Here is a 25,341-nt window from a genome sequence, read left to right on the forward strand (position 1 = left end):
CCTGCGAAACATCTTGGGTAATCCAGGCTGTCGATAATGGAACAGCCACCCGAGCCCTGCAATCACGGCGACCGGCTAACGGCATGCAATGCCCGGCACGCCCTCTGCAATCAAGACGTTTCCTACAGCTGACCCTACAGAGTCGCGCGGACCACCGATCACATCCCGATGAACTTCCCCAAAACGACGGATTCACACACAGTACATTCATTGCAGACAGGCCAACCCCTATGCCCGCTGCCTGCGACTCGAAAACCGGCGTTGTGCTGCTCGACACCCGCGAGCACACGCCCGACCACGAACATGCCGCCCACCTCAAGCTCGCCGATGGCCTGGCACAGCTGCTGGGCTGCCCACGCGTAGACCCTGCCGCACCTGCCACGGCTGCAGACCGCTACTACTATGTACCGACCGAAACGCTGATCGACCCACAGCGCCATGCCGCGCTGGGTATCCGTACCGAGCAGGACCTGTTCGGCGGGCTGGTCGCCTACCCCTACATGGCGACCAAGGCGATCTCCCATCCGCTGCCGGCCGACGCCAGCTTCCCGCCAGGCTGGACCGACGCCTTCGCCCTGCAGGCCAGCGATGCGCTGCTGCGGGGCTACACCGTGTTCAGCAAAACCGATGCCCGCACTGCGGCACGCCTGCTGCTGCTCGACGGCCCAGTGCGCATCAAGCCGGTGTTGGCTTGCGCCGGCCGCGGGCAACAGGTGATCGATACAGCGGATGCGCTGGAGCCTTTGCTGGCCGACATGGATGACCAGGCCCTGGCAGTGTGGGGCCTGGTACTTGAAGAAGACCTGAGCGAGGTACAGACCTTCAGTGTCGGCCAGGTGCGGGTCGCCGGCCTGACCTGCAGCTACCACGGCACCCAGCAGCTGACCCACGACCATCAAGGCACAGAGGTTTATGGCGGCTCCGACCTGATCGTGGTGCGCGGTGACTATCAGGCACTGCTGCAACTGCCACTGGAAGACCACCTGCGCCTGGCGATCAACCAGGCCATGGCCTACGAACGGGCGGCCGAGCAGCACTTCCCGGGCTTCGTCGCATCAAGGCGCAACTACGACATCGCGCGCGGCACCACCGCCCAAGGCCATGTGCGCAGCGGCGTGCTTGAGCAGTCCTGGCGCCTAGGGGGCGCCAGCAGTGCAGAACTGCTGGCCCTGCAGGCCTTCGCCGATGACCCCACCCTGCAACGGGTTCGCGCTTCCACCCATGAAGTGTTCGGTACGCCCGACCTGCCCACTGACGCCACCCTCTTTTACCAAGGAATCGACAGTGAACTCGGACAACTCAGCAAATATGCACGGATTCGCGAACATGACTATTCAGAGTGAGACCATCGAACTGCAGGTCGAGAACGACACCATCGTCGGCACCCTGGTCAGCCCTGGCAGCAAGATGCCAGGCATACTCTTCGTCCACGGCTGGGGCGGCAGCCAGCAACGCGACCTGGCCCGCGCCCGGCATATCACCGGGCTGGGCTGCGTGTGCATGACCTTCGACCTGCGCGGGCACGAGAAGACCGAAAGCCAGCGCCTGACCGTCACCCGCGAACAGAACCTGAAGGACTTGCTGGCCGCTTACGACCGACTGGTCAGCCACCCGTCGGTGGACAGTGGTGCCATCGCCATCATCGGCAGCAGCTACGGTGGCTACCTGGCCACTTTGCTGACCCGGCTGCGGCCAGTGAAATGGCTGGCACTGCGGGTACCGGCAATGTACTGGGACGACGAGTGGGAGAACCCCAAGCAAACCCTTGATCGGCAGCAGCTTAACGCCTATCGCCAGCGCCAGCTTGGCCCGGCAGACAACCGTGCCCTGGCCGCGTGCGCGGAATTCGGTGGTGATGTACTACTCGTGGAGTCTGAACAAGACGACTATGTTCCCCACAGCACACTGATGAGCTACCGCTCGGCGTTCGTCAGCGCCCATTCGCTGACCCACCGCATCGTCGACGGTGCCGACCACGCGCTGTCCAGCGAAGAGAGCCAGAAAGCCTACAGTTCGATCCTTGCCTCCTGGATCGGCGAAATGGTCATAGGCGCGCGCCTGGACCGCTACCCGCACTACGCGCCCTGGTATGCCTGAGGCTCGCCGACCTGGCAGTGCAGGCCACCATCGGCGCCACGTACGAGGCTGCGCAATGTCTGGTAGGCGGCAAAGTTGACGCCGCGCGCCTGATGCTGGCACAGCAGGTCGAGGAAAGGCTCCTCGACGAAGTCAGCCGCAGCCGCCGCCCATGCCTGGCGCGATTGCCATTGCAGGTACTGCAAGACCCGGCTGCCATCGTCACTGGCCTGGATACTCACGCCCTGCAAGCCTTCGCAGCGTGTTGCCAGTTCCTCGCTGCGCGCCACCAACGCCTGAGCCAATGCCACTTGGCGCATGGCCGGCACTTCATATTCGATCATCTGGGTAAACCACAGAGAGTGAGGCGTCGCCCTCATGAACAGTCTCCTTGCTCTGGACGCTATCAGCGTGATGGTGAGCAGGGTAAAACCTCAAGTTAAGTCAAGGTCAAGTGGTTTTTTCGTCAGAGGACGCAAAAGCGCTGCCGCCAAACCCTCAGGTCGATGTACACCCGCTATGGTCATTCAACGACTACTGCCGCAGGAGGCAACATGAGCAAGCAAGCGCTGATCATCATCGACATCCAGAACGACTATTTCCCCGGTGGCAAATGGACCCTTGACGGCGCCGAGCAGGCAGCCGACAACGCCGCCCGGCTGCTGTCCGCCGCACGCGACCGGGGCGACCTGGTGGTGCATGTGCGGCATGAATTCGAAAGCGCCGATGCGCCGTTCTTCGCGCCGCAGTCACCAGGCGCGGCCATCCATGCCAAGGTCGAACCCGTGGCCGGTGAACCCGTGCTGCTCAAGCACAAGGTCAATGCGTTTCTCGGCACCGGCCTCAAGGATACGCTGGACCAGCATGGGGTTCAGGCGTTGACCATCATCGGCAGCATGAGCCATATGTGCATCGATGCAGCAACCCGCGCCGCCGCCGATTTTGGCTACGAAGTGACCGTGGCCCACGATGCCTGCGCCACCCTGCCCCTGGATTTCAATGGCAAACAGGTGCCGGCGGCCCATGTGCACGACTCGGCGATGGCTGCACTGGCATTTGCCTATGCCAAGGTGGTGAAGACCGACGACCTGTTGCCTCCCAAGGGTTGACGCTTGTGAGCTGCGCCCCTTTCGCGACGCAAGGCCGCTCATACAAGGGTCAGATCACCACGTTGCGGACAAAGCGCACAGCGACGGCGCCATCGTTGCGATAGGCATAACGGCAGTTGCTGGGAAACACATGAAACTGGCCGACCTGCAAGCGGTGCTCGGCGTCTTCGATGACCAGTGTGAGCTGCCCTTCGGCCACATAGATCTGCTCGCTCCAGCCATCGGCATCCGCCTCGCTGAGGTAGCACTCGCCCGGCGCCAACGTCCATTCCCAAAGCTCGACCTCACGCCGGGCGGTGCTGCTACCCAGCAGCACTGCCTTGCTTTGCGGATGTTCGCCAGCCCAGGCCAGCTCATCGATACGGCTCGGGTCGCGCTGCTCCGGCGCCTGGATCAAGGTACTGAACGCTACACCGAGGGCTTCACCGATCAGATCGAGGGTGGTGAGGCTGACATTCTTCTCTCCCGCCTCGATCGCCACCAGCATCCGCCGGCTGACGCCAGAGCGCTCGGCCAAGGCCGACTGGCTCATACCGGCTGCGTTACGCAGGCGCCGAACGTTGAGGCTGACATGCTGCAGCACCGAGGCGCGGTGTGTGGGATTTTTGTGCACGCTGTTGCTCGCTGATCGTGGCTGCGCAGTATACTGCCCACTTTGCGCAGATTGTGCGCCGGCCCCTCCGAGTGTGCAAGACCATGACCCACCCCACCCGCAAACCGAACACTGCCGTCTCTTTTCGCCTGAGCAAGGCTGAACTGGTGCTGGTCTTCATCACCATGCTGTGGGGCGGCACCTTCTTGCTGGTGCATAACGTGATGACGGTAAGCGGCCCGATGTTCTTCGTCGGCCTGCGTTTCGCTGCGGCGGCGTTGTTCGTGGGGGTGGTCTCGGCGCGTGCACTGCCGGGGCTGACGCTTACCGAGCTCAAGGCCGGCGTGCTGATCGGCGTGTCGATCATGCTGGGCTACGGTTTGCAGACCATGGGCCTGCAAACCATCAGCAGCAGCCAGTCAGCCTTCATTACCGCGCTATATGTGCCCTTCGTGCCGCTGCTGCAATGGCTGGTGCTCGGCCGCCGGCCCGGCCTGATGCCAAGCATTGGCATCTGCCTGGCATTCTGCGGCTTGATGCTGCTGGCCGGACCAGAGGGTGGCACCTTGCACTTCAGCGAAGGCGAGATGGTAACCCTGGTCAGCGCCATCGCCATTGCTGGCGAAATCATCCTGATCAGCCGTTATGCCGGCCAGGTTGATGTGCGCCGTGTAACCGTGGTGCAGCTGGCGACCGCCTCGTTGCTGTCGTTCCTGATGATCGTGCCGACCCAGGAACGCATCCCCGACTTCTCCTGGCTGCTGCTGGCCAGTGCCCTGGGGCTTGGCGCCATGAGCGCCGTGATCCAGGTGGCGATGAACTGGGCACAGAAGTCGGTTTCGCCCACCCGCGCCACCCTGATCTATGCTGGCGAGCCGGTGTGGGCCGGGATCGTCGGGCGCCTCGCCGGCGAGCGCCTGCCTGGCGTTGCATTGATCGGCGGGCTGCTGATCGTGATCGCAGTGGTGGTCAGCGAACTGAAGGTGCGCCGCCCCCGCGAAGACGCCGAGGCACGCGAAGCACAGGCCGAACGCGAGCAGCAAGCCGGCCTGTAAAGCGGCCAACTCCAGCTATGCTTTGTAAAAAACTGTTATAAAAAAACACCTTGTCACAGCGTATTTGTACGATTCTGCGACAGCTTGCGTGTTGGTGATCAACTGATCGGCACGTATGATCCTTGCAAACCTCTCCAGAATAGAACGCTATGTCCTTGATAGTGCTATTGCTTCTGCCGTTCGTGGGCAGTTGCCTGGCAGCCGTGCTGCCGCACAACGCACGTAACGCCGAGTCCATATTGGCGGGGCTCGTCGCCTTGGTCGGTACGGTCCAGGTAGCACTGCTGTACCCTCAGGTCGCCCACGGTGGCGTGATTCGCGAGGAATTCCTCTGGCTGCCCAGCCTGGGGTTGAACCTTGTGCTGCGCATGGACGGCTTCGCCTGGCTGTTCTCGCTGCTGGTATTGGGCATCGGCACACTGGTGTCGCTGTATGCCCGCTACTACATGTCACCGCAAGACCCGGTGCCGCGTTTCTTCGCCTTCTTCCTCGCGTTCATGGGCGCCATGCTGGGCCTGGTGATCTCTGGCAACCTGATCCAGCTGGTGTTCTTCTGGGAGCTGACCAGCGTTTTCTCCTTCCTGCTGATCGGTTACTGGCACCACCGCGCCGACGCCCGCCGCGGCGCCTATATGGCGCTGATGGTGACCGGTGCCGGCGGCCTGTGCCTGCTGGTCGGTGCCTTGTTGCTGGGCCACGTGGTCGGCAGCTACGACCTGGACAAGGTGCTGGCCGCGGGTGACCTTATCCGCCAGCACGCACTGTACCCGGTGCTGCTGCCACTGATTCTGATCGGCGCCCTGAGCAAGAGTGCGCAGTTCCCGTTTCACTTCTGGTTGCCCCACGCGATGGCGGCGCCGACCCCTGTGTCTGCCTACCTGCACTCGGCAACCATGGTAAAGGCCGGGGTGTTTCTGCTGGCGCGGCTTTGGCCTGTGCTGTCAGGCAGCGAGGAGTGGTTCTGGATCGTCGGCGGTGCTGGCGCCATCACGCTGCTGCTCGGCGCCTTTGCCGCGATGTTTCAGAACGACCTCAAGGGCCTGCTGGCGTACTCCACCATCAGCCACCTGGGCCTGATCACCCTGCTGCTGGGCCTGAACAGCCCGCTGGCGGCGGTCGCCGCCGTCTTCCACATCCTCAACCATGCCACCTTCAAGGCCTCGCTGTTCATGGCCGCCGGCATCATCGACCACGAGAGCGGTACGCGCGATATCCGGCGCCTCAGCGGCCTGATCCGCCTGGTGCCCTACACTGCCACCCTGGCCATGGTGGCCAGCGCCTCGATGGCCGGCGTGCCGCTGATGAACGGCTTCCTGTCCAAGGAGATGTTCTTCGCAGAAACAGTGTTCATCAGCTCCACGGCCTGGGTCGAAGCCGCCCTCCCGGTGATCGCCACGCTGGCCGGTACCTTCAGCGTGGCCTACGCACTACGCTTTACCGTCGATGTCTTCTTCGGGCCAACCGCCCAGGACCTGCCCCACACACCTCACGAACCCCCCCGCTGGATGCGCGCGCCGGTCGAACTGCTGGTGCTCACCTGCCTGGTGGTCGGCATCTTCCCTGCCCAGTCGGTCGGCCCGTTGCTGGCTGCGGCGGCCCTGCCGGTGGTGGGCGGTACGCTACCGGAATACAGCCTGGCCATCTGGCACGGTTGGAATGCGCCACTGATCATGAGCCTGGTGGCCATGAGCGGCGGCATCGTGCTCTACCTGCTGCTGCGCAAGCAACTGCGCATGGGCCGCTTCCCCTACCCACCACTGATCGAGCGGTTCAACGGCAAGCGCTTGTTCGAGCACGGCCTGGTGCGCTTGATGTTGCTGGCCCGCCGAATCGAAGGCTTGCTGACCACGCGTCGCCTGCAATCGCAGCTGTTCATGCTGGTACTGGCGGCCTTCCTGGCCGGCCTCACGCCCATGCTGTACAGCGGGCTGACCTGGGGTGAGCGCCCGAAAATCCCTGGTTCGGGCGTGTTCGTCGCACTCTGGCTGATCGCCATTGCCTGCGCCATCGGCGCCGCCTACCAGGCCAAATACCACCGTCTGGCCGCCTTGATCATGGTCAGCGTCTGCGGCCTGATGACCTGCATCACCTTCGTCTGGTTCTCAGCGCCCGACCTGGCCCTGACCCAGCTGGTCGTGGAAGTGGTCACCACTGTACTGATCCTGCTCGGCCTGCGCTGGCTGCCGCGCCGTATCGAAGGCGTATCACCGCTGCCGGGCAGCCTGGAACGCGCCCGCATGCGCCGCCTGCGCGACCTGCTGCTGGCGGTGCTGGTGGGTGGCGGCATGGCGGTGCTGTCGTACGCCATGCTCACCCGGCCGACGCCCAACGACATTTCCTCGTTCTACCTGAGCCGCGCCCTGCCGCAAGGGGGTGGTACCAATGTGGTCAATGTGATGCTGGTCGACTTCCGTGGTTTCGACACCCTCGGTGAAATCACCGTGCTGGTCGCCGTGGCCCTGACCGTGTTCGCCCTGCTGCGACGCTTCCGCCCGCCCAAGGAGAGCATGCAGTTGCCCACCCAGCAGCGCCAGCTGGCGCCCGACGTGGTCACAGACCTGATCAACCCGCGTCACGCCACAGACACCGCGCTGGGCTTCATGATGGTGCCTGCGGTGCTGGTGCGGCTGCTGCTGCCGATCGCCCTGCTGGTATCGATGTACCTGTTCATGCGCGGCCACAACCAGCCTGGCGGCGGATTCGTCGCCGGCCTGGTGATGTCGGTGGCGTTCATCCTGCAGTACATGGTCGCCGGCACCCAATGGGTCGAGGCGCAAATGAGCCTGCGGCCGCTGCGCTGGATGGGCACCGGCCTGCTGTGCGCGACCCTGACCGGGGTCGGCGCCATGCTGCTGGGTTATCCGTTCCTGACCACGCACACGGCACACCTGCACCTGCCCGTGCTGGGGGATGTGCACGTGGCCAGCGCGCTGTTCTTCGATATCGGCGTGTACACCGTGGTGGTCGGCTCGACCCTGCTGATCCTCACTGCCCTGGCGCACCAGTCGGTGCGCGCCTACCGCCCGGGCAACCCGTCGAAATCCAGCCAAGCAGGAGCCGCCTGATGGAAGAAGTCATTGCAGTCGCCATCGGCGTACTGGCCGCCTCGGGGGTCTGGTTGATCCTGCGCCCACGGACCTACCAGGTGATCATGGGCCTGTGCCTGCTGTCATACGGCGTCAACCTGTTCATCTTCAGCATGGGCAGCCTGTTCATCGGCAAGGAGCCCATCATCAAGGACGGCGTGACCCAGGACCTGCTGCACTACACCGACCCCCTGCCCCAGGCCCTGGTGCTGACCGCCATCGTCATCAGCTTCGCCATGACCGCACTGTTCCTGGTGGTGCTGCTGGCCTCACGCGGGTTGACCGGCACCGACCATGTGGATGGCCGGGAGCGTGACGAATGAGTGGCATGAGTCAACTGATCGTCGCCCCCATCCTGCTGCCCCTCATCACCGCTGCGGTGATGCTGTTGCTGGGCGAGAAACACCGGCGTATCAAGGCGCAACTGAACCTGCTGTCCACCTTCGCCGGCCTGGCCATCGCGGTCAGCCTGCTGCTGTGGGTGCGCACCCAAGGCCAGGCCGAATCGATCGGTGTGTACCTGCCGGGCAACTGGCCGGCACCGTTCGGCATCGTGTTGGTAGTCGACCATCTTTCGGCATTGCTGCTGACCCTGACCGGCATCATCGGCTTCAGCGCCCTGCTGTTTGCCCGCGCCCGCTGGGACAGCGCCGGTGCCAGCTTCCACGCACTGTTCCAGATCCAGCTGATGGGGTTGTACGGTGCATTCCTGACGGCCGACCTGTTCAACTTGTTCGTGTTCTTCGAGGTGCTGCTGGCAGCCTCCTATGGCTTGCTGCTGCACGGTTCGGGCCGCGCAAGGGTCAGGGCCGGCCTGCACTATATCGCCATCAACCTGTTCGCTTCGTCGTTGTTTCTGGTGGGCGCGGCGATGCTCTATGGCGTGACAGGCACCTTGAACATGGCCGACCTTGCGCTGAAGATCCCGCTGGTGCCGGAGGCCGATCGCGGCTTGCTGCACGCAGGCGCCGCGATACTGGCCATGGCGTTTCTGGCCAAGGCCGGCATATGGCCGCTCAACTTCTGGCTGGTGCCTGCCTACGCCTCGGCCAGCGCACCGGTTGCCGCGCTTTTTGCCATCATGACCAAGGTCGGCCTGTATGCCGTGCTGCGCTTGTGGACGCTGCTGTTCTCCGGGCAAGCCGGCGCCTCGGCGCACTTCGGTGGCGAGTGGCTGGTTTACGGCGGCCTGGTCACCCTGGCGGTGGCCGCCGTATCGATATTGGCCGCACAACGCCTGGAACGCATGGCTGCCCTGAGCATCCTGGTCTCCGCCGGCACGCTGCTCGCGGCCGTCGGTTTTGCCCAACCGGTGCTCACCGGCGCGGCATTGTTCTACCTGGTCAACTCGACCCTGGCGCTGTGCGCGCTGTTCCTGCTCGCCGAGCTGGTCGAGCGCTCGCGCTCGGCCAACGAAGTGCCGCTGGATGAAGAAGAAGACGCTATGCCTTCGCCCCTGGAGTCGCTGCACCCGCCCAAGGGCATCAACCTCGATGATGAACAAAAGGTCGTGATCGGCCAGATCATCCCATGGACCATGGCCTTCCTCGGCCTGAGCTTCATCGCCTGTGCGTTGCTGATCATCGGCATGCCGCCGCTTTCGGGCTTCGTCGGCAAACTCAACCTGATCAGTGCGCTGTTCAACCCGCTGGGGCTGGGCATAGCACCGGAGCAACCGCTGACTACAGCTGGCTGGGGCCTGGTGGCATTGCTTGTATTGTCCGGCATGGCATCGCTGATCGCCTTTGGCCGCGTGGGTATCCAGCGCTTCTGGAAGCCCGAGGAACGCCCCTCGCCTGTGCTGCGTCGCTATGAGTGCCTGCCGATCGTCATCCTGCTTGGCCTGTGCATCATCCTCAGCTTCAAGGCCGAGCCCTTGCTGCGCTACACCCAGGACACGGCTGCCAGCCTGCAGGCGCCGGACACCTACATAAAGGCGGTGATGGCTGCCCAACCGATCCCTGGCCCGACCTCCCTCGACGTGGAGGTACAGCCATGAACCGTCTGTTCCCCGCCCCGCTGCTGTCGGTGTCGCTGTTTGGCCTGTGGTTGCTGCTGAACCTGTCGGTCAGCGCCGGCAACCTGCTGCTCGCTGCCCTGCTCGGCATCCTTGCACCGCTGTTGATGGCACCCCTACGCCCCCAGCATGCCCATGTGCGGCGCCCACTGGTGATTGCCAAGCTGATTGGCCGGGTAGGCCTTGATGTGATTGTGTCCAACCTGCTGGTGGCCCGTGGCGTGCTGCGCGCCGGTAAACAGCCGCCACGCTCGGCATTCGTGCACATCCCGCTGGCGCTGCGTGATGCCCATGGGCTGGCCGCGCTTTCGATGATCACCACGGTGGTACCGGGTACGGTCTGGTCCGAGCTGGCACTGGACCGCAGCGTCCTGCTGCTGCATGTGTTCGACCTGGAGGATGAAGCCGCCTTCATCGAGCACTTCAAGGCCACCTATGAACGCCCGCTGATGGAGATTTTCCAATGACAGGCCTGCTCGCCAACGCTGTACTCGCCAGCCTGTTCATCTTCGCCCTGGCCATGGCCCTGGCGCTGATCCGGCTGTTCCGCGGCCCGTCCGCCCAGGACCGGGTCCTGGCGCTGGACTACCTGTACATCCTGGCCATGCTGACCATGCTGGTACTGGGGATTCGCTATGCCAGTGACACCTACTTCGAAGGTGCGCTGCTGATTGCGTTGTTCGGCTTTGTCGGCTCGTTCGCCCTGGCCAAGTTCCTGCTTCGTGGTGAGGTGATCGAATGACCGAAACGCTAGCACTGCCCTTCTGGCTGGAGTTGGTCACTGCCGCGCTGCTGGTGATCGGCAGCCTGTTTGCCCTGATCGGTGCCGTGGGTCTGCTGCGCCTGAAGGATTATTTCCAACGCATGCACCCGCCCGCGCTGGCCTCGACCATCGGCGCATGGTGCGTGGCCCTGGCCTCGATCATCTACTTCTCGTGGCTCAAGGAAGCGCCCATCTTGCACGCCTGGTTGATCCCGATACTGCTGTCGATCACCGTACCGGTCACCACGCTCTTGCTGGCCAGGGCTGCGCTGTTTCGCAAGCGCATGTCGAAAGAAGCGGTGCCCGAGGAAGTCAGCAGCGGCGGCGACCGCGGCCACTGACAGCGTGCAGCCTCAGCCCTGGCTGAGGCGCTGCAGCTCGCGCCGGACCATGGCCGCATACGGTGGCGGGCCGAGCCGATACAGCTCACCGGCCACCCAGTTCAGCCAAGCCCCTTGCAAGTCTTCACGCCGAGCCAACAGGCGCTCGGCTTGCGCCAGCGCATCCGCCTGGTGCTGCTGATGGAACTCGGCACGCGAAACAGGCGAGCCGTTGCGGTCAGTCATTCACTGGCCTTGAAGGTGGTCAGCTCACCCTTGCGCCATTTCGCGACTTTGCCGGTCACGGCCTTGAGCAGCTTGCCCAGGCCTTCCTGCACTTGCTGTTGCGCAGCAAAGACCAACATCACGCCATGGCCCTCGCGCAGCACGATGCCCTCGCCTTCAGGCACCGAAACAAAGGCATAGTCGCCCACGCCGTAGACGTTGAGCTTGATATCACGAAAGCGCATTTCCAACTTGCCGCCCTCGCGGCTGGGCAGAACGGCGGCACGGAAGTGATCGCCTACTTTCAGCTCCAGGCGCTGCTTGTCATCGACCACCAATGCGCTCTCGGTGTCGATCTCGGCCATATACAGGCCTTCAGGACTTTGTTCGGTGACATAGATAAAGCGGCCTTGGAACAGCTGGGCCAATTTACCGCGCAAATCGCCCAGGGCGAACAAGGCGTGGGTATCAAGAGTGCTGACTGCCAATGAAGTGATCCTCAACCGGTTACATCCCGCCCCCACACACGCTCGGTGAGGCACGGCCATTACATAGCGATAGGCGAAAAGAGTAATAAAGCGATGCGCTGATGTCTGTGCCTGCTGGCGATGCAGCATGCAGGATTCTTTACTCTGACTTGCCAGATCTGGCCTCAGTACAGGCTTTCGGCAAATTCCCAACGCGGGAAGTGTAATGCCTGACAATAAAGCCGCCAGAAAAGATGCGATAGGGAGTTGCAGAGCACCCGACAAAACGGGCTCTGAAATCCATCAGCGCATTACTGGGGAAGGAATATGCACGAAAACACTGAAATCCGTCGAGAGGCAAACAACATTTCTTGCGACCGCCTTCAAGCGGCAAGGCCCTTCCTGAGTTGCTGCAACCAGGCCGCCTGGCACTCCACCGCCTCGTCACGCGTGGCGAACGCAGTACCGCGGCGCTCGCCATTAACCAGCACCACCCAACAAATGCGCTTGCCCAGCGCCTGCAAGGTGGCAGGCACCCCAGAGCCAATCATCACGGCTACATCGACTCGGCTATTCATCATCCCCTCCGGAATTTAATTAGCACCCTAACGATAAAGCCATGATACGCCTGCCTGCAGGCTGGAAACAGCGCATCTCGGTACAGCAGTGTTACGCCACAAGCAACAAATTCAGCAGCGTTTGCCGCAACAACGCAAAAAGCCCCAGGGATTTCTCCGTGGGGCTCACGCACCGCGCTCGGTCAGATCTGCCGCTGGTGGCGGTCGAGCTGCTCGTGGCGCTCCTGGGCTTCGATGCAGTACTTGGTGGTCGGGCTGATCAGCAGACGCTTCAGGCCAATCGGCTCACCACTGTCATCGCACCAGCCGAAGCTTTCGTCGGTGATACGGTCCAGCGCCATTTCCAGCTGCGGCAGCAAACGCTGGTCGCGGTCGATGGCATTGACCAACCAGCTACGCTCTTCTTCTACCGAAGCCACGTCAGCAGGGTCCGACGGAGTGTCCAGGCCCTCGATGGTGGCACGGCTCAACTCGATGCGCTCATGGGTTTCGACTTTCATCGACTGCAGCAGGCCGGAGAAGAAGGCGAGCTGATCAGCGTTCATGTAGTCATCGGCCGACATGGCCAGCAACTGTTCCTTGGTCATCGATTTCTCTATGAAAAATGTGCATTTGGGCGATTCGGGTGCCGCCGACGCCAGTGCATCGGCAGCGGAATTCTTCAAGCGCCAACCGGCACTCTTTTACAGGGGGCGGCAGTCTAAGGCGCCACGTCGCGTGGAGCAACTGCAATTGGGGGGGAATTTACGCCCATTGACCAGAATCCGCTGGTCGGCGCCCTGGGCGGGCATGCCTTGAGAGGGCGGGTGCATTCGAGAAGAAGCGCGCCACCTCTCAAGGCAAGCACAACGCACTCAGCGATCCTTGAACTGCGCCTCACGCTTGCCAATGAAGGCACTCATGCCTTCCTTCTGGTCTTCAGTGGCGAAGGCCGCATGGAACACTCGACGCTCGAACCGCACGCCCTCACTGAGGGTAACTTCAAAGGCCCGATTGACACTTTCCTTGACCATCATGCTCACCGGGATCGACTTGCTGGCAATGGTCGCAGCCACCTTCAGCGCTTCCTCAAGCAGCTCGGCCTGGGGCACGATGCGCGCTACAAGGCCGGCGCGCTCTGCCTCTTCGGCGCCCATCAGGCGGCCGGTCAGGCACAGTTCCATGGCCTTGGCCTTGCCGACTGCGCGGGTGAGCCGCTGGGTGCCGCCCATGCCTGGCAATACACCCAGGTTGACCTCAGGCTGGCCGAATCTGGCATTGTCAGCGGCCAGAATGAAGTCGCACATCATCGCCAGTTCACAGCCGCCACCCAAGGCAAAACCCGACACCGCAGCAATGATCGGTTTGCGCCGGTTGGCGACGCGATCAGCATCGCTGAACAGGTCATCGACGTAGATCTGCGGGTACTTGAGGTCGGCCATTTCCTTGATGTCGGCACCGGCGGCAAACGCCTTGGCCGAGCCTGTCAGCACCACGCAGCCGATGTTCGGGTCCTTTTCCAGCTGGTCCAGGGCCTGGTTGATCTCGCCCACGATCTGCGCGTTGAGCGCATTGAGCGCCTGGGGCCGGTTGAGGGTAATCAGGCCGACCTTGCCGTGGATGTCCAACAGGATGGTTTCGAATGCCATGCAGACTGCTCCTTCAAAGATTGCGCGCAATGACCATGCGCTGAATGTCGCTGGTGCCTTCGTAGATCTGGCAAACCCGAACGTCGCGGTAGATCCGCTCCAGCGGGAAGTCACTCAGATAGCCATATCCGCCCAGGGTCTGCAAGGCATCCGAACAGACCTTTTCGGCCATTTCCGAGGCGAACAGTTTGGCCATCGACGCCTCCACCAGCGCCGGGCGCCCGGCGTCACGCAGCGCGGCGGCATGCAACACCATCTGCCGGGCCACGGCAATGCGCGTGGCCATGTCAGCCAGGCGGAACGCCACGGCCTGGTGCTCGATCAACGGCTTGCCAAAGCTCTGGCGCTCCTTGGCATAGTCGCGCGCCACCTCGAACGCGGCACGTGCCATGCCGACCGACTGGGACGCAATGCCGATACGCCCACCTTCAAGGTTGGCCAGGGCGATCTTGTAGCCCTGCCCTTCTTCGCCCAAGCGATTGGCAACGGGCACGCGCACATTGTCGAAAACGATCTGACAGGTGTCCGAGGCATGCTGCCCCAGCTTGTCCTCGACCCTCGCCACCTGGTAGCCCGGCGCATCGGTGGGCACGATGAAGGCGGTGATCCCGCGCTTGCCCGCTTGCGGGTCGGTCACCGCAAACACGATGACCACACCGGCGTTCTGCCCTGAGGTGATGAACTGTTTGCTGCCGTTGAGCACATAGTGATCGCCCTCCAGACGCGCGCGGGTCTTCAGGCTGCTGGCATCGGAGCCCGCCTGGGGCTCGGTCAGGGCGAAGGCGCCGATCATCGCACCGCTGGCCAGCGGCGTCAGAAACTGCTGCTTTTGCTGCTCGGTGCCAAACTTCAGGATCGGTACGCAACCCACCGAGTTGTGCACGCTCATGATGGTCGAGCAGGCACCGTCGCCTGCGGCAATTTCTTCAAGGGCCATGGCGTAGGCCACATAGCCAGTGTCGCTGCCCCCGTACTGCTCCGGCACCAGCATGCCGAACAGGCCCAGCGCGGCCATCTCGTCGATGGCTTCACGGGGGAAGCGGTGCGCCTTGTCCCACTGTTCGGCGAACGGCCGCAGGCGTTCCTGGGCAAAGTCACGGACAGCGTCAGCGATTTGTTGTTGCTCGTCAGTTACCAGCATGGTTCACCTCAATACAGGCATTCGACGGCCATGGCCGTGGCCTCGCCACCGCCGATGCAGATGGCGGCTACGCCCCGGCGCAGGTTGTTCTGGCGCAAGGCCGAAAGCAAGGTCACCAAAATCCGCGCGCCCGAGGCACCGATCGGGTGGCCCAGCGCGCAGGCACCGCCATGGATATTGACCTTGTCATGCGGCAGGTCGAGGTGCTTCATGGCTGCGAGGGTGACGACGGCAAAGGCTTCGTTGATCTCGAACAGGTCCACCTCGGCCAGGTTCCAGCCGGTGCGTTTCATCAGCTTGTCGATGGCGCCGATCGGCGCGGTAGGGAACAGCGCCGGGGCATCGGCAAAAGCGGCATGGCCATGAATGACGGCCAGGGGTTTCAAACCGCGCTTTTCAGCTTCGCTACGGCGCATCAGCACCAGTGCTGCGGCGCCGTCGGAAATCGAGCTGGCGTTGGCCGCTGTCACCGTACCGCCTTCACGGAAGGCCGGCTTGAGCTGCGGGATCTTGTCCAGACGCGCCTTGGGTGGTTGTTCGTCATCCTTGATCACGCGCTTTTCCTTGCCTACGGTGACCTCTACCGGGACGATTTCGGCGCTGAAACGGCCATTGTTGATGGCGTCCTGGGCGCGGGTCAGCGAGCTGATGGCAAAGGCATCCTGGGCTTCGCGGCTGAAGCCGCCAGCCTGCGCACAATCCTCGGCGAAGGTGCCCATCAGGCGCCCTTTGTCGTAAGCGTCTTCCAGGCCGTCCATGAACATGTGGTCAATGATCTTGCCATGCCCCATGCGGTACCCACTGCGGGCCTTGTCCAGCAGGTAGGGCGCGTTGGTCATGCTCTCCATGCCACCGGCCACCACCACATCGGCGCTGCCAGCCAGCAGCAGGTCATGGGCCATGATCGCCGCCTGCATGCCCGAACCACACATCTTGTTCAGGGTGGTGCAGGTGGTGTGTTTATCCAGGCCGGCGCCCAGCGCCGCCTGACGTGCAGGCGCCTGCCCCAGGCCTGCCGGCAGCACACAACCGAACAGCACCTGCTCGACGCTGGTGGCCTGGATGCCGGCGCGCTCGACGGCGGCGCGGATTGCGGCGGCGCCCAGTTGCGGCGCGGTCAGGCTCTTGAGGTCGCCCTGCAGGCCGCCCATGGGCGTGCGCACGGCGCTGACGATGACAATCGGGTCGTTGGCGAGGGTCATGTTCATTTCTCCTTACTTGGCAGCCATGCGCAGTGCGCCGTCGAGGCGGATCACCTCGCCGTTGAGCATGCTGTTCTCGATGATATGGCGGGCCAGTGCGGCGTATTCCTGCGGGCGGCCCAGGCGTGGCGGGAACGGTACGCCAGCGGCAAGCGAGTCGCGCACTTCCTGGGTCATGCCGGCCATCATGGGCGTCTCGAAAATGCCCGGGGCGATGGTCATTACGCGGATACCGAAACGCGCCAGCTCACGGGCCGCTGGCAGCGTGAGGCTGGCGATGGCGCCCTTGGACGCGGCGTAGGCGGCCTGGCCGATCTGCCCGTCATAGGCGGCGATGGACGCGGTGTTGATGATCACGCCCCGTTCAGCGCCTTCGTCAGCGTGGCCCTCGGCCATTGCCGCCGCCGTCAGGCGCAGCAGGTTGAAGGTGCCAATCAGGTTGACGTTGATGACCTTGGCGAAGCTCGCCAGCCCATGCGGCCCTTGCTTGCCCAGGACCTTTTCGGCACCGACGATACCGGCGCAGTTGACCAGACCATGAATGCTGCCAAACGCGCTGACGGCGGCGTCGACCGCAGCCTTGGCGGCCTGCTCGTCGCTGATGTCAGCGACCGCGAAACGGGCGTTGTCGCCCAGTTCACGTGCCTTGGCTTCGACGGCCTGGGCATTAAGGTCGACCAGCATGACCTTGGCTCCCGCCTCGATCAGCATCTGTGCGGTGGCGGCACCGAGCCCGGAAGCCGCGCCGCTGACGATGAAATGTTTGTTGATGATCTGCATGATGGGTCCCTCAGGCGCTGGCGCTGGCGGCCAGTAGCGCGTGTTGTTTGGCGATTTCCTGGTTGCGCAGGATGAAGCGTTGCAGCTTGCCGCTCGGGGTCTTGGGCAGCTCGCTGACGAATTCGATTTCACGCGGGTAAGCGTGGGCATACAGGCGCTGACGCACGTGTTGGCGCAAGGTCTCTTCCAGCTCGGCGGTTCCTGGCACACCGTTGGCCAATACCACGAAGGCCTTGATCAGTTCGGTGCGCTCGGGGTCGGGCTTGCCGATCACCGCCGCTTCGATGACTGCCGGGTGTTCGATCAGCGCGCTTTCCACATCGAACGGGCCAACCCGGTAGCCGGAGGTGGTGATCACGTCGTCGCTGCGGCCGACAAAACTGATGCTGCCGTCAGCGTTGAGCTCGACGGTGTCGCCGCTGAGGTAGTACTTGCCCACGAAAGATCGGGTAGGCACACCGTGGTAACCGCCGAACCAGCACAGCGGCGATTGCTCGCGGTCAACCGCCAGGATGCCTGGCTGGCCGATTGGCAACTCTGCGCCCTGTTCATCCAGCACGACGATGCGGTGACCGGGAATGGCGAACCCGGCTGACCCCAGGTGTACCGGGTGTTTGAGGTCATGATGGTTGCACAGCACCATGCCCAGTTCGGTCTGGCCGTAATGATCGTGGATGGTCACACCCAGCTCATCGGCGAACCAGCGAATCACCTCCGGGTTGAGCGGTTCGCCCGCGCTGCTGACGACCCGCAGGCGCCCCTTGATCGGCGCGGAAAACGCGCTACCCGCGGCAATCAGCAGCCGATAGGCCGTGGGTGACCCCGCCAGGTTGGTGATGCCCAACTTGTCGATGACCCGCGCGCAGCTCTCGACGCTGAACGGGCCATCGTAGAAGGTGGTGGCGTGGCCCAGCGACAGCGGGCCGGTCACCGCGTAATACAGGCCATACGCCCAGCCTGGGTCGGCCAGGTTCCAGAAGTTGTCCTCGGGGCGCAGGCCGATGGCATCGCGCATGTAGCCCTGGAAGGCCACGATCGCGCGCAGCGGCACCTCCAAGGGTTTGGCAGGGCCGGTGGTGCCGGAGGTGAACATCAGCAGAAACGGGTCATCGCCCGAGCGCATGACTGGCTCACAAGCGGCTGAGGCCGTCGCCAGGCATTGCTGGAAATCCAGCTCGCCACTGCGGGCCTTGACCGTGATGATCGTCGGGCAAGCCTGCACATCGTCCAGCTTGGCGCGATTGTGGCTGTCGGTGACGACGACCCGGGCGTGGGACTGCTCAAGACGGTGTTCGATGGCCTTGGGCCCGAACGCGGTGAACAGTGGCTGGTACACCGCCCCCAGGCGCCAGGTGGCGAGAATGGTGACCAGCAGCTCGGGGGTACGCGGCATCAGGCCGGCAACCCGGTCGCCGGCACCCACGCCCTGCGCCTTGAGCACATTGGCAAAACGGGCAGCTTGCGCCTTCAGCTGATCGAAACTGTAGCGCGTGCTGTTGCCCTCGCGGTCCTCGTGGATCAGCGCCAGCTTGCCGTCAACGGCATGCCGATCACAGCATTCGACACAGGCATTGAGGGCAGCGAGGTTGCCATGCAGCGCCGTGCTGGCGGCCTGGGCAAGGTCGAACGCTCGAACGGCCTCGGCGTAATCACGCATCGTCGGACTCCTGGTTCTTGTTTTTGGAGTTTAACCATCAGTCCGACGATGTTCGCGCCGCTCAATCGCGGCGGCAATGGCCAAAGCTGTCAATCTGGATGACCGGTTTGGCCGCCCTCGTTCACCCCGCTGCGCGCTTGGCTGCACGCAGGTAGGACTGGGTGAGCTCGCTGATCAGGCGCTCGGTATCCACGCTCTGCTGTTCCCGCAGGCGGCTTAACTGCTCCTCGAGCGCTGTTGGCGACAATGCAGGCTGCTGAGCCTGTAGCCGAATGATGCGCTGGGTGTAGTCCGCACTGATGGCATCGAACATCCTGCCATGTTGCTGACGCAGGTAACGGCGCCAGAACTCACGCTGGCTCAGGCTATCGGCAAGGGCTTCGAGGGTCTGTGCGCGGGTAACGTGCAGGAATGCAGCCTCTACCTGGGCCTGGGTCAGCTCGGCAGCGTCGGGGTAGCGCATGGCAGACGGCTGGTTGGGCAGCGTCAAGCGGCTGCGAAGCTGCACCCTGTAGGCCAGCCCCAGTGCCAACTGGTCGAAATGCTCCCCCGTGGCCTGACGCTGTCGGCTGTCCCGGTAGGCCACCCATTCCAGCTGGTCCAGTCGAAACAACTGGCGGCCCAGCTCCAGCAACTCGCCCCTGCTTTCAGGGTTCAGCGCGCGGATTTCGGCCTGCGCCTGCCTCACCACCAGTTGAAGTGCACTGAAACGGTTGGCAACTGCGTCCGAACAGGAGAGTGGCTGATCGGCACGTTCAAAGACGTCCCGACAAAGCACCGGGTCCCCATCCAGCGCTTCGAGCAATGACCACACGCCTTCCACCAGCGCAGCACGCCCTCCGCCTGCCTGACTGTAGTCAGCCGTGAACTCCAAGCGCGCCAGCAACCTGAATAGCCCACTGCTGCCAGGTTGCTCCAGTAACCGCTGCCATAGCGCGTCCCTGGTCACCTGGGCCGCCTCGTCGGCATGTCCGACCATGAGCGTACGGGCCCTGGGCAGGTCAATGAGCGCTGAAGCCTCAGGCAGGTGCCCGTGCTCATCGATGACATCGAGTGCGTACAGCCTACGTAGCTGCACGGCCGGCAGTGGGTTGCGCTCGACCAAAAGGGCACGCCGAAATGCATAGGGCATTTCCTGGATCTCGTTCGGCACCCTGCGCAGTTGGTTGTCGCGCAGGTCAGCATGCTCGAGCAAACCGCACAGCTCCAGGCGTTGCGGCCAGACGCCCAAGCGGCAATGACGAAGGTTCAGGCTGCTCAACCAGGAAAATTGATGGAGCCTCAAGTCAAGCACCTCCAGCCGGTTATAGCTGAGGTCAAGGTGAGCAAGATTGGGCAGGTCGTGCAAAATCTCGATTGCCTGCGCATCGAGCCGAATCTGGTTATGCGCCAGGCGCAGCACGCGAATGTCCGGTAGATATGCAATACCCCTTGGCAGGCGCAACAACTGGTTCTGACTGAGGTTCAGGTGCGTCAGGGCAGTGAACGGGCGAAGGAAATCAACCGGGATATCAGTGACCTGCGAATCGTTCAGGCTCAGCACCGTGATGCGATGAAAATCAATTTGTGCCGGTAACGGCGGCAGCGTGTTCAGGTGCCCGCCGCTCAGCGACAAACGCTGCCCATGCGCTTGCCCATCGCCTGCCGGCACGCTTTCGCCTTGCAGCCGCCATGCGCGCAGAATGCTGTCTGCCGTCAACCTGCGCGCGGCTTGCCGACCGGCCTGCAACTCGGCACCGACCCAGTGGTTGAGGTGCTGCACCAGTTGATCATGATCGTCCTGCAACGCCACCAGGGCCTCGAACGCTGGACGCGGGCCTTGCTGCAAACGCGCCTGCTCGGCATCCAGCGCTTGCTCATCCAGGCCAGGATAGAGTGAGCGCAAGTGGTCGCGGATGATCGCCTGTTCATCCCTGGGGCCAGCCGAAGGGCGGCCGCTGAGTGGGTACCCGACGCGCCCATCGTCCAGACGACGACCTGGATTGAACCAGGCGCCTTGCTCTGGCCAACGGAGCATACGTACAACCCCCGAATGCGAAGCGGGTAACCGGCTCAGCAGTTGCTCGCGCAGCTGGTTTGCCGAACCCTTGGCTGTCAGCTGCATAGCTGCCCGCTGCGCTGGGGTAAGCGCAGCAACGATTGCCTCGAAAATGCAGCCAGGCTCTTCAAGCGTAACCACCTGCTGCTCACCCAGGCCGTTGTAGACCTCAAACGTGCCTTCATGGTGGACCAGTATGCGTTCCGCCTCACTGTGCCCGCCGCTACCCAGGTGTTTGACCGAGCGCCCATCCACCGCGCCATCGCGCAAGTCGATGTCGAGATTTTCGGGTTCAAAGCTGTCCAGCAACGTGAGCACCAACTCGCCTGTCACATCGTTGTAAGCCGTGCTCAGGTAAAGCCCAGCCAGCCCCTGGTTCAAGCGTGCCAGACGCAGCAGTGCGTTCGCGTTACTCGCGCACGACAACGGCAGGCGTTGCTCAGCCCGCGCCATTGCGCGCTCAACTCCGCCCGCCTGGCCAGCCACTTCGTTGACGTAGGCCGCAGGCAAGCCAGGGAAGTCCCGTTTGACCAACAGGCTCAAAGGGTCTTCGGCAAACGGCTGCGCTGTCAGGTGGCTAAACAACTGCGGGCGCAATTGCGCCTCATGCGCCAGCGTCTGCTCCAGCCCCTTGCCAACCCCTGGCTGGCCCTGGCTCCAGGCCAGCAACTCACTGTCCGATGGCATCAAGGTCTGCAGGCGAACACGTGCGAAGAACGTGTCAATGCGTGCATGCGCCTGGAAAGCACGCAGGGTTTGCCCAAGGTTCACCGGCGCAGGCCGGTTCTCCACCAGCACACCGCGCAACTCGTCCTCATTGACACCCGCCACCTGCAATATCCGCTCGGCCTGTCGAGGTTCGATAGGCGGATGTTGCGGCCACAGCACATCGAGCATGCGTGCAGGCTCCTGCCATGTCAGCGGTTGCGCGCGCATCAGTCGCCAGCCTCGCTCACCGTTGTGCAGCACAATCGGCCCATAACCCCCCTCACCCGCGGCGTGGCGCAGCCGATAGGGGCCATCGGGTATTGGCTGATGCACCTCGTGGTAGCGTCCGTCGAGACGGACCCAGCGACGCCCTCCCTCGCCGTAGCGCCCTTCTTCGAGCAAGTCGATGGTGCCTGGCATGGATCGATAGTTCGCGGCGTCGAAGTGCCACAGGCGAGCACGCCCATTGCCCAGCGTTACAGGCTCAAGACTTGCGACAAACGCGCTGCGCAGGTAACTGACCCCCGCCACGGTGGCAGCGGTGGCAGCCAGGGTTTCGGCGACGCCCAGCAGATGCTCCAGTGCTTCGTGCTGATGGCCCCTGGACCAGTCCCTTACACCTTCGAACACTTCCGAGCAGGTCTGGACTACTAGCTGCCCCAACAACAAGGCCCCCACGACCGGAATGAAAAACCCCGCCAGGTTCACCAGGTCCAGTCCCACGGCCTTCCACTCCGCGTGCCTGGCGCGCACCGCCAGGCTATCCGCATCGGTCGTCGGTACCAGCAACAACCGGGCATCCCCTTTGACCCGTTGCACTTGCTGGGTAGCCAGTTGCGCGAAAATACCCGCCCCCTGTGTTGCACCTTCGAGCTGCAGGCCTGGTTGGTCGTCCTTCAGGCGCTTGGCGAGAGTAGTGACGAAATCTGCACGGTGCTCAAGGCTGATCAGTTGAGTGAAGTACTGCCAGTAGTCAGCGCTCTGCAGCAGCCGCGCCAGGGCGCTGTTCATGGCCTGCGCAGTGGCGAAGAAACGCAGCGCCTGATGGGGGTCACTGGGGAGGTACAGCACGACACCCCGGTCATCCCCGGCAGTGTCACGCAACGGGATCAGCAAGCCATCAGCCACCGGTTGCTCAAGGGCCGTCAGCAGCATGGGCGTGCCTTTTAGCCCTTGCTGCCGATGCGCTTGGCCGTGGTCCGCCACTTCACGCAAGGCAATCTGTACATCGGTACTGATGGCGCCCTGCAAAGCGGCCACTTCGGTCGCAAGCTTGAGGCCTGAGCGCTTGTCCTCGGCCAGCGTCGCCAAGGTGGCCGGGTGAAAGATCCTTTCCAGCTCATCTTGATAGCGCTGGCCAACGTTCAGTGTGCGGCAGGCCTCGATCAACGCCTCCAGTGACGCATTCAAAGGTTGCTCGCGGCCAGGCAATACTAACCCCGTACCCTTGTAGTAACCCGTGCCAGCAGCAAAATTGCGCATCAGCTGCAGCAGCCCGTTTTCACGCGTCTGGCTGTACTCGTAGGTGGGCTGCAAGGTGCCGGGCAGAGTGCCGAAGCGCGGCGCAATCCGCAGCCATTCGAGCTGGGCAAATGCCTGCCCGTCTGGCAACGGTGCATCCAGCAGTGCCGCCAGGTGCTGCTCGGCAAACTGCTGGAGTGGCAGTAGCTCAACCGTGAGCTCACGCAAGCGGGCCTGGCTCGCATGGTGCGCGTTCAGGCTGGTACGCAGGGTGTTGATCTGGCCTTTTGAAGCTCGCTTGAGCCACTCGGGTAACGTGGCGCCAATGAACGTGTCGTGGCCAGTGGTGGGGTTGGGCATGGTGGGCTCCCTGGGTAGTGGGCGGAGTCAACCATGCTGCATAAGCGTCAGATCAAGACGCAGAGGGAAGCGGCCCGCGAGGCCTTGCCACTGCAGCGCCCTCAGTGCCCCGAATCGCGTGCCTGAATCAATGCCCGGTAGTGCCCCGGGTTACAGCCAAACCACTTGCGAAACGCCTTGTAGAACGAACTGCTGTCGGCAAACCCAAGGCGCTCGGCGATCTCGCCCATGGCCGCCTCTTCCTGGCTTAACCAGGCGATGGCCAGCTCACGGCGCACGCTGTCTTTCAAGCCCTGGTAGTTCTGGCCCTCCTCGGCCAGGCGCCGGCGCAAGGTCGAGGGCGACAGGCACAACTGGCGCGCCAGGCTGTCACCGTCGGGCCAATGCTCCGGGGCCAGGCGCAGCAGGTCGGTGCGGATACGCCGCCCAAGGCTTGCAGGGTCACGGTATTTGACCAGGATGTTGCCCGGCGCTTCGGCAAGAAAGCGCTGCAGTTCCTCCTCGCTGCGCCGCAGTGGCAGCTCGAGGCATTCGGCGGCGATGATCATGCGCGTGCGCGGGCGCTCGAACTGCAGGTTCTCCGAAAACATCACCCGATAGTCGTCACAGAAAGGGGGTTCGGCACAGCGCAGGTCGATGGCCAAAATCGGGATGCGCCGCCCGGCCAGCCAGCAGGCCACGCCATGCACGATCATCCAGAAGGTGAAATACGTGAAGGCGCGACGTGGTTCGTCACGCGGCTCGTTGATGACGATCTCGGCCAGGCCTTCCTGGCGAACCAAACTTGGCTGCAGGTCTTCGAGCATCAGCGACAGGAACGCCAACGCGGTTTCCAGCGCCGTGCCCAAGCTCGGCTGGCCCATGCTCGCCCGGCACATGAACGCCAGGCTGCCGCTGCGCAGGCCACGCGGGTCCATGGCGAAGAACTCGTCATTGCATCGCCGCGCCAGCAAACGCCAGAGGCGGGCATAGGCGTCGGCACTGACCCGGGCAGCGGGCAGGTGCAAGTGCTCGACGGCAATGCCAGCCCGCGCCAGCAAGCCGCTGTCGGGTTCACCCTTCGGGCAGGTCTGCAACAGCGCTTCGCGTACCAGTTGCATGGAGATAGTGTCTTTATCGCTCATCGACAGTCCTGTCGGTTCTGTGCCGGCCATGTTAGGGCGCCCAGTTGAAAACAGCCATCACAGCCCCGCCGCCAGGCTCAAGAAGGCCTGGATCAGGCGCAGTTCGCGGCGGCGCTCCAGGCAGCCAATCATGTGCTGGTTGAGCAGGCCGTCGCCGGCCAGCGGCCGAGCCACCACCCTGGGGTCATGGGCCACTTCAGTGGACGACACAACGCCAATGCCCAGCTCCGAGGCCACCGCTTCGGTCACTGCCTCGCGGCTGTCCAGCTCCAACAGTACCCGCGGCTGCACGCCCGCCTTGGCGCAGGCCTTGTCAAAGGTGCGCCGGGTGGTGGAGCTCGGCTCACGCAGCACCATGATCTGCTGGTGCAGTTCGGCCAGCGGCAAGTCCCCTTCGCCACTGGCCCAGGCATGCCCCGCCGGCAGCAAGGCGCACAGGCGCGATTCACACAGGCTCTGCAAATGCAGGCCCTTGCGCGGTTCGATCTCGGTCAGCACGGCCACGTCGGCATGCTCGCTGAGCAACGCAGCCAGGGTTTCCTGGGCATTGCCCAGGCGCAGGTTGACAGTAATGCCCGGGTAGCGCTCGCGCAGCAGGGCAAGCATCGGCATGACCCGGTGCGGGCCGTCGGCGGCCACTTCCAGGCGCCCGGTCAGCAATTGCCGGTTGGCCTCGAGCATGGCCTGGGCCTCTTCCGCCAAGCCGAACATGGCGCGGGTGATGGCTGCCAACCGCGTGCCCTCCTCGGTCAGCTCCACGCGCCGGGCGGTACGCCGCAACAAGGTGATCTGGTAGTGCTCTTCCAGCGCCTTGACGTGGCCGGTGACGGCCGGCTGGCTGATGAACAACCGCGCCGCAGCGCGGGTGAAGCTACCTTCACGCGCCACCGCATCGAAGGCACGCAGCTGGAACAGGTTCATATCTATCGGCCCGACTTATTGCTGGCATAACAA

Annotated in this window: 24 protein-coding genes; 10 read left to right on the forward strand and 14 right to left on the reverse strand. The window is 63.5% G+C overall.

Annotated elements, in window-relative coordinates; all coding sequences use genetic code 11:
- The first annotated feature begins 230 nt into the window (after positions 1-230).
- Together DJ563_RS12410 and DJ563_RS12415 are read left to right on the forward strand one after the other, a co-directional pair.
- The gene (locus DJ563_RS12410; RefSeq protein ID WP_274098166.1) at positions 231-1,343 is read left to right on the forward strand and encodes a DUF3182 family protein; all 1,113 of its coding nucleotides are present in this window, start codon (positions 231-233) and stop codon (positions 1,341-1,343) included.
- The gene (locus tag DJ563_RS12415) at positions 1,327-2,097 is read left to right on the forward strand and encodes an alpha/beta hydrolase family protein (protein ID WP_434519613.1); all 771 of its coding nucleotides are present in this window, start codon (positions 1,327-1,329) and stop codon (positions 2,095-2,097) included. The genes DJ563_RS12410 and DJ563_RS12415 overlap by 17 nt, the downstream gene beginning before the upstream one ends.
- On the opposite strand, the gene DJ563_RS12420 is transcribed toward DJ563_RS12415, so the two are convergent.
- Positions 2,076-2,456, reverse strand: coding sequence for an antibiotic biosynthesis monooxygenase (locus DJ563_RS12420; RefSeq protein ID WP_274098164.1), 381 nt, complete (start codon positions 2,454-2,456; stop codon positions 2,076-2,078). The genes DJ563_RS12415 and DJ563_RS12420 overlap by 22 nt on opposite strands.
- Before the next feature lie 174 nt (positions 2,457-2,630).
- Between DJ563_RS12420 and DJ563_RS12425 the strand changes: the two genes are divergently transcribed.
- Positions 2,631-3,185, forward strand: coding sequence for a cysteine hydrolase family protein (locus DJ563_RS12425; protein WP_274098163.1), 555 nt, complete (start codon positions 2,631-2,633; stop codon positions 3,183-3,185).
- 49 nt (positions 3,186-3,234) lie between these two features.
- Here the strand turns inward: DJ563_RS12425 and DJ563_RS12430 are convergent, their stop codons facing one another.
- Positions 3,235-3,798 (reverse strand): helix-turn-helix domain-containing protein, encoded by a 564-nt coding sequence (locus DJ563_RS12430; RefSeq protein ID WP_434519614.1) that lies wholly within the window; start codon positions 3,796-3,798, stop codon positions 3,235-3,237.
- 83 nt (positions 3,799-3,881) lie between these two features.
- On the opposite strand from DJ563_RS12430, the gene DJ563_RS12435 reads away from it, so the two are divergent.
- The 7 genes from DJ563_RS12435 to DJ563_RS12465 all read left to right on the forward strand — a co-directional run bounded on the left by DJ563_RS12435 (position 3,882) and on the right by DJ563_RS12465 (position 11,039).
- The gene (locus tag DJ563_RS12435) at positions 3,882-4,832 is read left to right on the forward strand and encodes a DMT family transporter (protein WP_434519615.1); all 951 of its coding nucleotides are present in this window, start codon (positions 3,882-3,884) and stop codon (positions 4,830-4,832) included.
- Positions 4,833-4,981: 149 nt separating this feature from the next.
- Positions 4,982-7,897, forward strand: a complete 2,916-nt coding sequence (locus DJ563_RS12440) for a monovalent cation/H+ antiporter subunit A (protein ID WP_274098160.1) — start codon at positions 4,982-4,984, stop codon at positions 7,895-7,897.
- On the forward strand, positions 7,897-8,241 hold the full coding sequence (locus DJ563_RS12445; RefSeq protein ID WP_003250128.1) for a Na+/H+ antiporter subunit C: 345 nt from the start codon (positions 7,897-7,899) through the stop codon (positions 8,239-8,241). The genes DJ563_RS12440 and DJ563_RS12445 overlap by 1 nt, the downstream gene beginning before the upstream one ends.
- A complete protein-coding gene (locus DJ563_RS12450) occupies positions 8,238-9,917 on the forward strand; it encodes a monovalent cation/H+ antiporter subunit D (protein ID WP_274098159.1) in 1,680 nt (559 codons plus the stop codon). Before DJ563_RS12445 ends, DJ563_RS12450 begins: the two co-directional genes overlap by 4 nt.
- Positions 9,914-10,402 carry a Na+/H+ antiporter subunit E gene (locus DJ563_RS12455; protein ID WP_033700293.1) on the forward strand — a complete coding sequence of 163 codons (489 nt, stop codon included), beginning with the start codon at positions 9,914-9,916 and terminating at the stop codon, positions 10,400-10,402. The genes DJ563_RS12450 and DJ563_RS12455 overlap by 4 nt, the downstream gene beginning before the upstream one ends.
- The gene (locus tag DJ563_RS12460) at positions 10,399-10,677 is read left to right on the forward strand and encodes a K+/H+ antiporter subunit F (protein WP_003259015.1); all 279 of its coding nucleotides are present in this window, start codon (positions 10,399-10,401) and stop codon (positions 10,675-10,677) included. The genes DJ563_RS12455 and DJ563_RS12460 overlap by 4 nt, the downstream gene beginning before the upstream one ends.
- A complete protein-coding gene (locus DJ563_RS12465) occupies positions 10,674-11,039 on the forward strand; it encodes a Na+/H+ antiporter subunit G (RefSeq protein WP_274098157.1) in 366 nt (121 codons plus the stop codon). The genes DJ563_RS12460 and DJ563_RS12465 overlap by 4 nt, the downstream gene beginning before the upstream one ends.
- A 12-nt stretch (positions 11,040-11,051) precedes the next feature.
- Here DJ563_RS12465 and DJ563_RS12470 read toward each other — a convergent pair whose 3' ends face one another.
- From DJ563_RS12470 to DJ563_RS12525, 12 genes are all read right to left on the reverse strand, one after another.
- Positions 11,052-11,264, reverse strand: coding sequence for a hypothetical protein (locus tag DJ563_RS12470; protein ID WP_274098156.1), 213 nt, complete (start codon positions 11,262-11,264; stop codon positions 11,052-11,054).
- A complete protein-coding gene (locus DJ563_RS12475; RefSeq protein ID WP_033700299.1) occupies positions 11,261-11,731 on the reverse strand; it encodes a hypothetical protein in 471 nt (156 codons plus the stop codon). The genes DJ563_RS12470 and DJ563_RS12475 overlap by 4 nt, the downstream gene beginning before the upstream one ends.
- Before the next feature lie 362 nt (positions 11,732-12,093).
- A complete protein-coding gene (locus DJ563_RS12480; RefSeq protein ID WP_033700301.1) occupies positions 12,094-12,288 on the reverse strand; it encodes a hypothetical protein in 195 nt (64 codons plus the stop codon).
- A 182-nt stretch (positions 12,289-12,470) separates the two neighbouring features.
- Positions 12,471-12,875, reverse strand: coding sequence for a TraR/DksA family transcriptional regulator (locus DJ563_RS12485; RefSeq protein ID WP_264309455.1), 405 nt, complete (start codon positions 12,873-12,875; stop codon positions 12,471-12,473).
- A gap of 267 nt (positions 12,876-13,142) precedes the next feature.
- Positions 13,143-13,916, reverse strand: coding sequence for an enoyl-CoA hydratase (locus DJ563_RS12490; RefSeq protein ID WP_274098155.1), 774 nt, complete (start codon positions 13,914-13,916; stop codon positions 13,143-13,145).
- 13 nt (positions 13,917-13,929) lie between these two features.
- On the reverse strand, positions 13,930-15,057 hold the full coding sequence (locus DJ563_RS12495; protein WP_033700307.1) for an acyl-CoA dehydrogenase: 1,128 nt from the start codon (positions 15,055-15,057) through the stop codon (positions 13,930-13,932).
- An 8-nt stretch (positions 15,058-15,065) separates the two neighbouring features.
- Positions 15,066-16,259, reverse strand: a complete 1,194-nt coding sequence (locus DJ563_RS12500) for an acetyl-CoA C-acyltransferase (protein ID WP_274098154.1) — start codon at positions 16,257-16,259, stop codon at positions 15,066-15,068.
- 12 nt (positions 16,260-16,271) lie between these two features.
- Positions 16,272-17,039 carry an SDR family NAD(P)-dependent oxidoreductase gene (locus tag DJ563_RS12505; protein ID WP_274098153.1) on the reverse strand — a complete coding sequence of 256 codons (768 nt, stop codon included), beginning with the start codon at positions 17,037-17,039 and terminating at the stop codon, positions 16,272-16,274.
- A gap of 10 nt (positions 17,040-17,049) precedes the next feature.
- Positions 17,050-18,696 carry an acyl-CoA synthetase gene (locus DJ563_RS12510; RefSeq protein WP_434519616.1) on the reverse strand — a complete coding sequence of 549 codons (1,647 nt, stop codon included), beginning with the start codon at positions 18,694-18,696 and terminating at the stop codon, positions 17,050-17,052.
- Between the two features lie 121 nt (positions 18,697-18,817).
- Positions 18,818-23,263, reverse strand: coding sequence for an NEL-type E3 ubiquitin ligase domain-containing protein (locus DJ563_RS12515; RefSeq protein ID WP_434519617.1), 4,446 nt, complete (start codon positions 23,261-23,263; stop codon positions 18,818-18,820).
- A 101-nt stretch (positions 23,264-23,364) separates the two neighbouring features.
- Complete coding sequence (locus tag DJ563_RS12520) at positions 23,365-24,387, reverse strand: AraC family transcriptional regulator (protein WP_156310681.1); 1,023 nt, start codon at positions 24,385-24,387, stop codon at positions 23,365-23,367.
- A gap of 57 nt (positions 24,388-24,444) precedes the next feature.
- Positions 24,445-25,308, reverse strand: a complete 864-nt coding sequence (locus tag DJ563_RS12525) for a LysR substrate-binding domain-containing protein (RefSeq protein ID WP_033700317.1) — start codon at positions 25,306-25,308, stop codon at positions 24,445-24,447.
- Between the last annotated feature and the right edge of the window lie 33 nt (positions 25,309-25,341).

The sequence above is a fragment of the Pseudomonas sp. NFX1 genome (assembly GCF_051123555.1).
Lineage (GTDB): Bacteria > Pseudomonadota > Gammaproteobacteria > Pseudomonadales > Pseudomonadaceae > Aquipseudomonas > Aquipseudomonas capeferrum.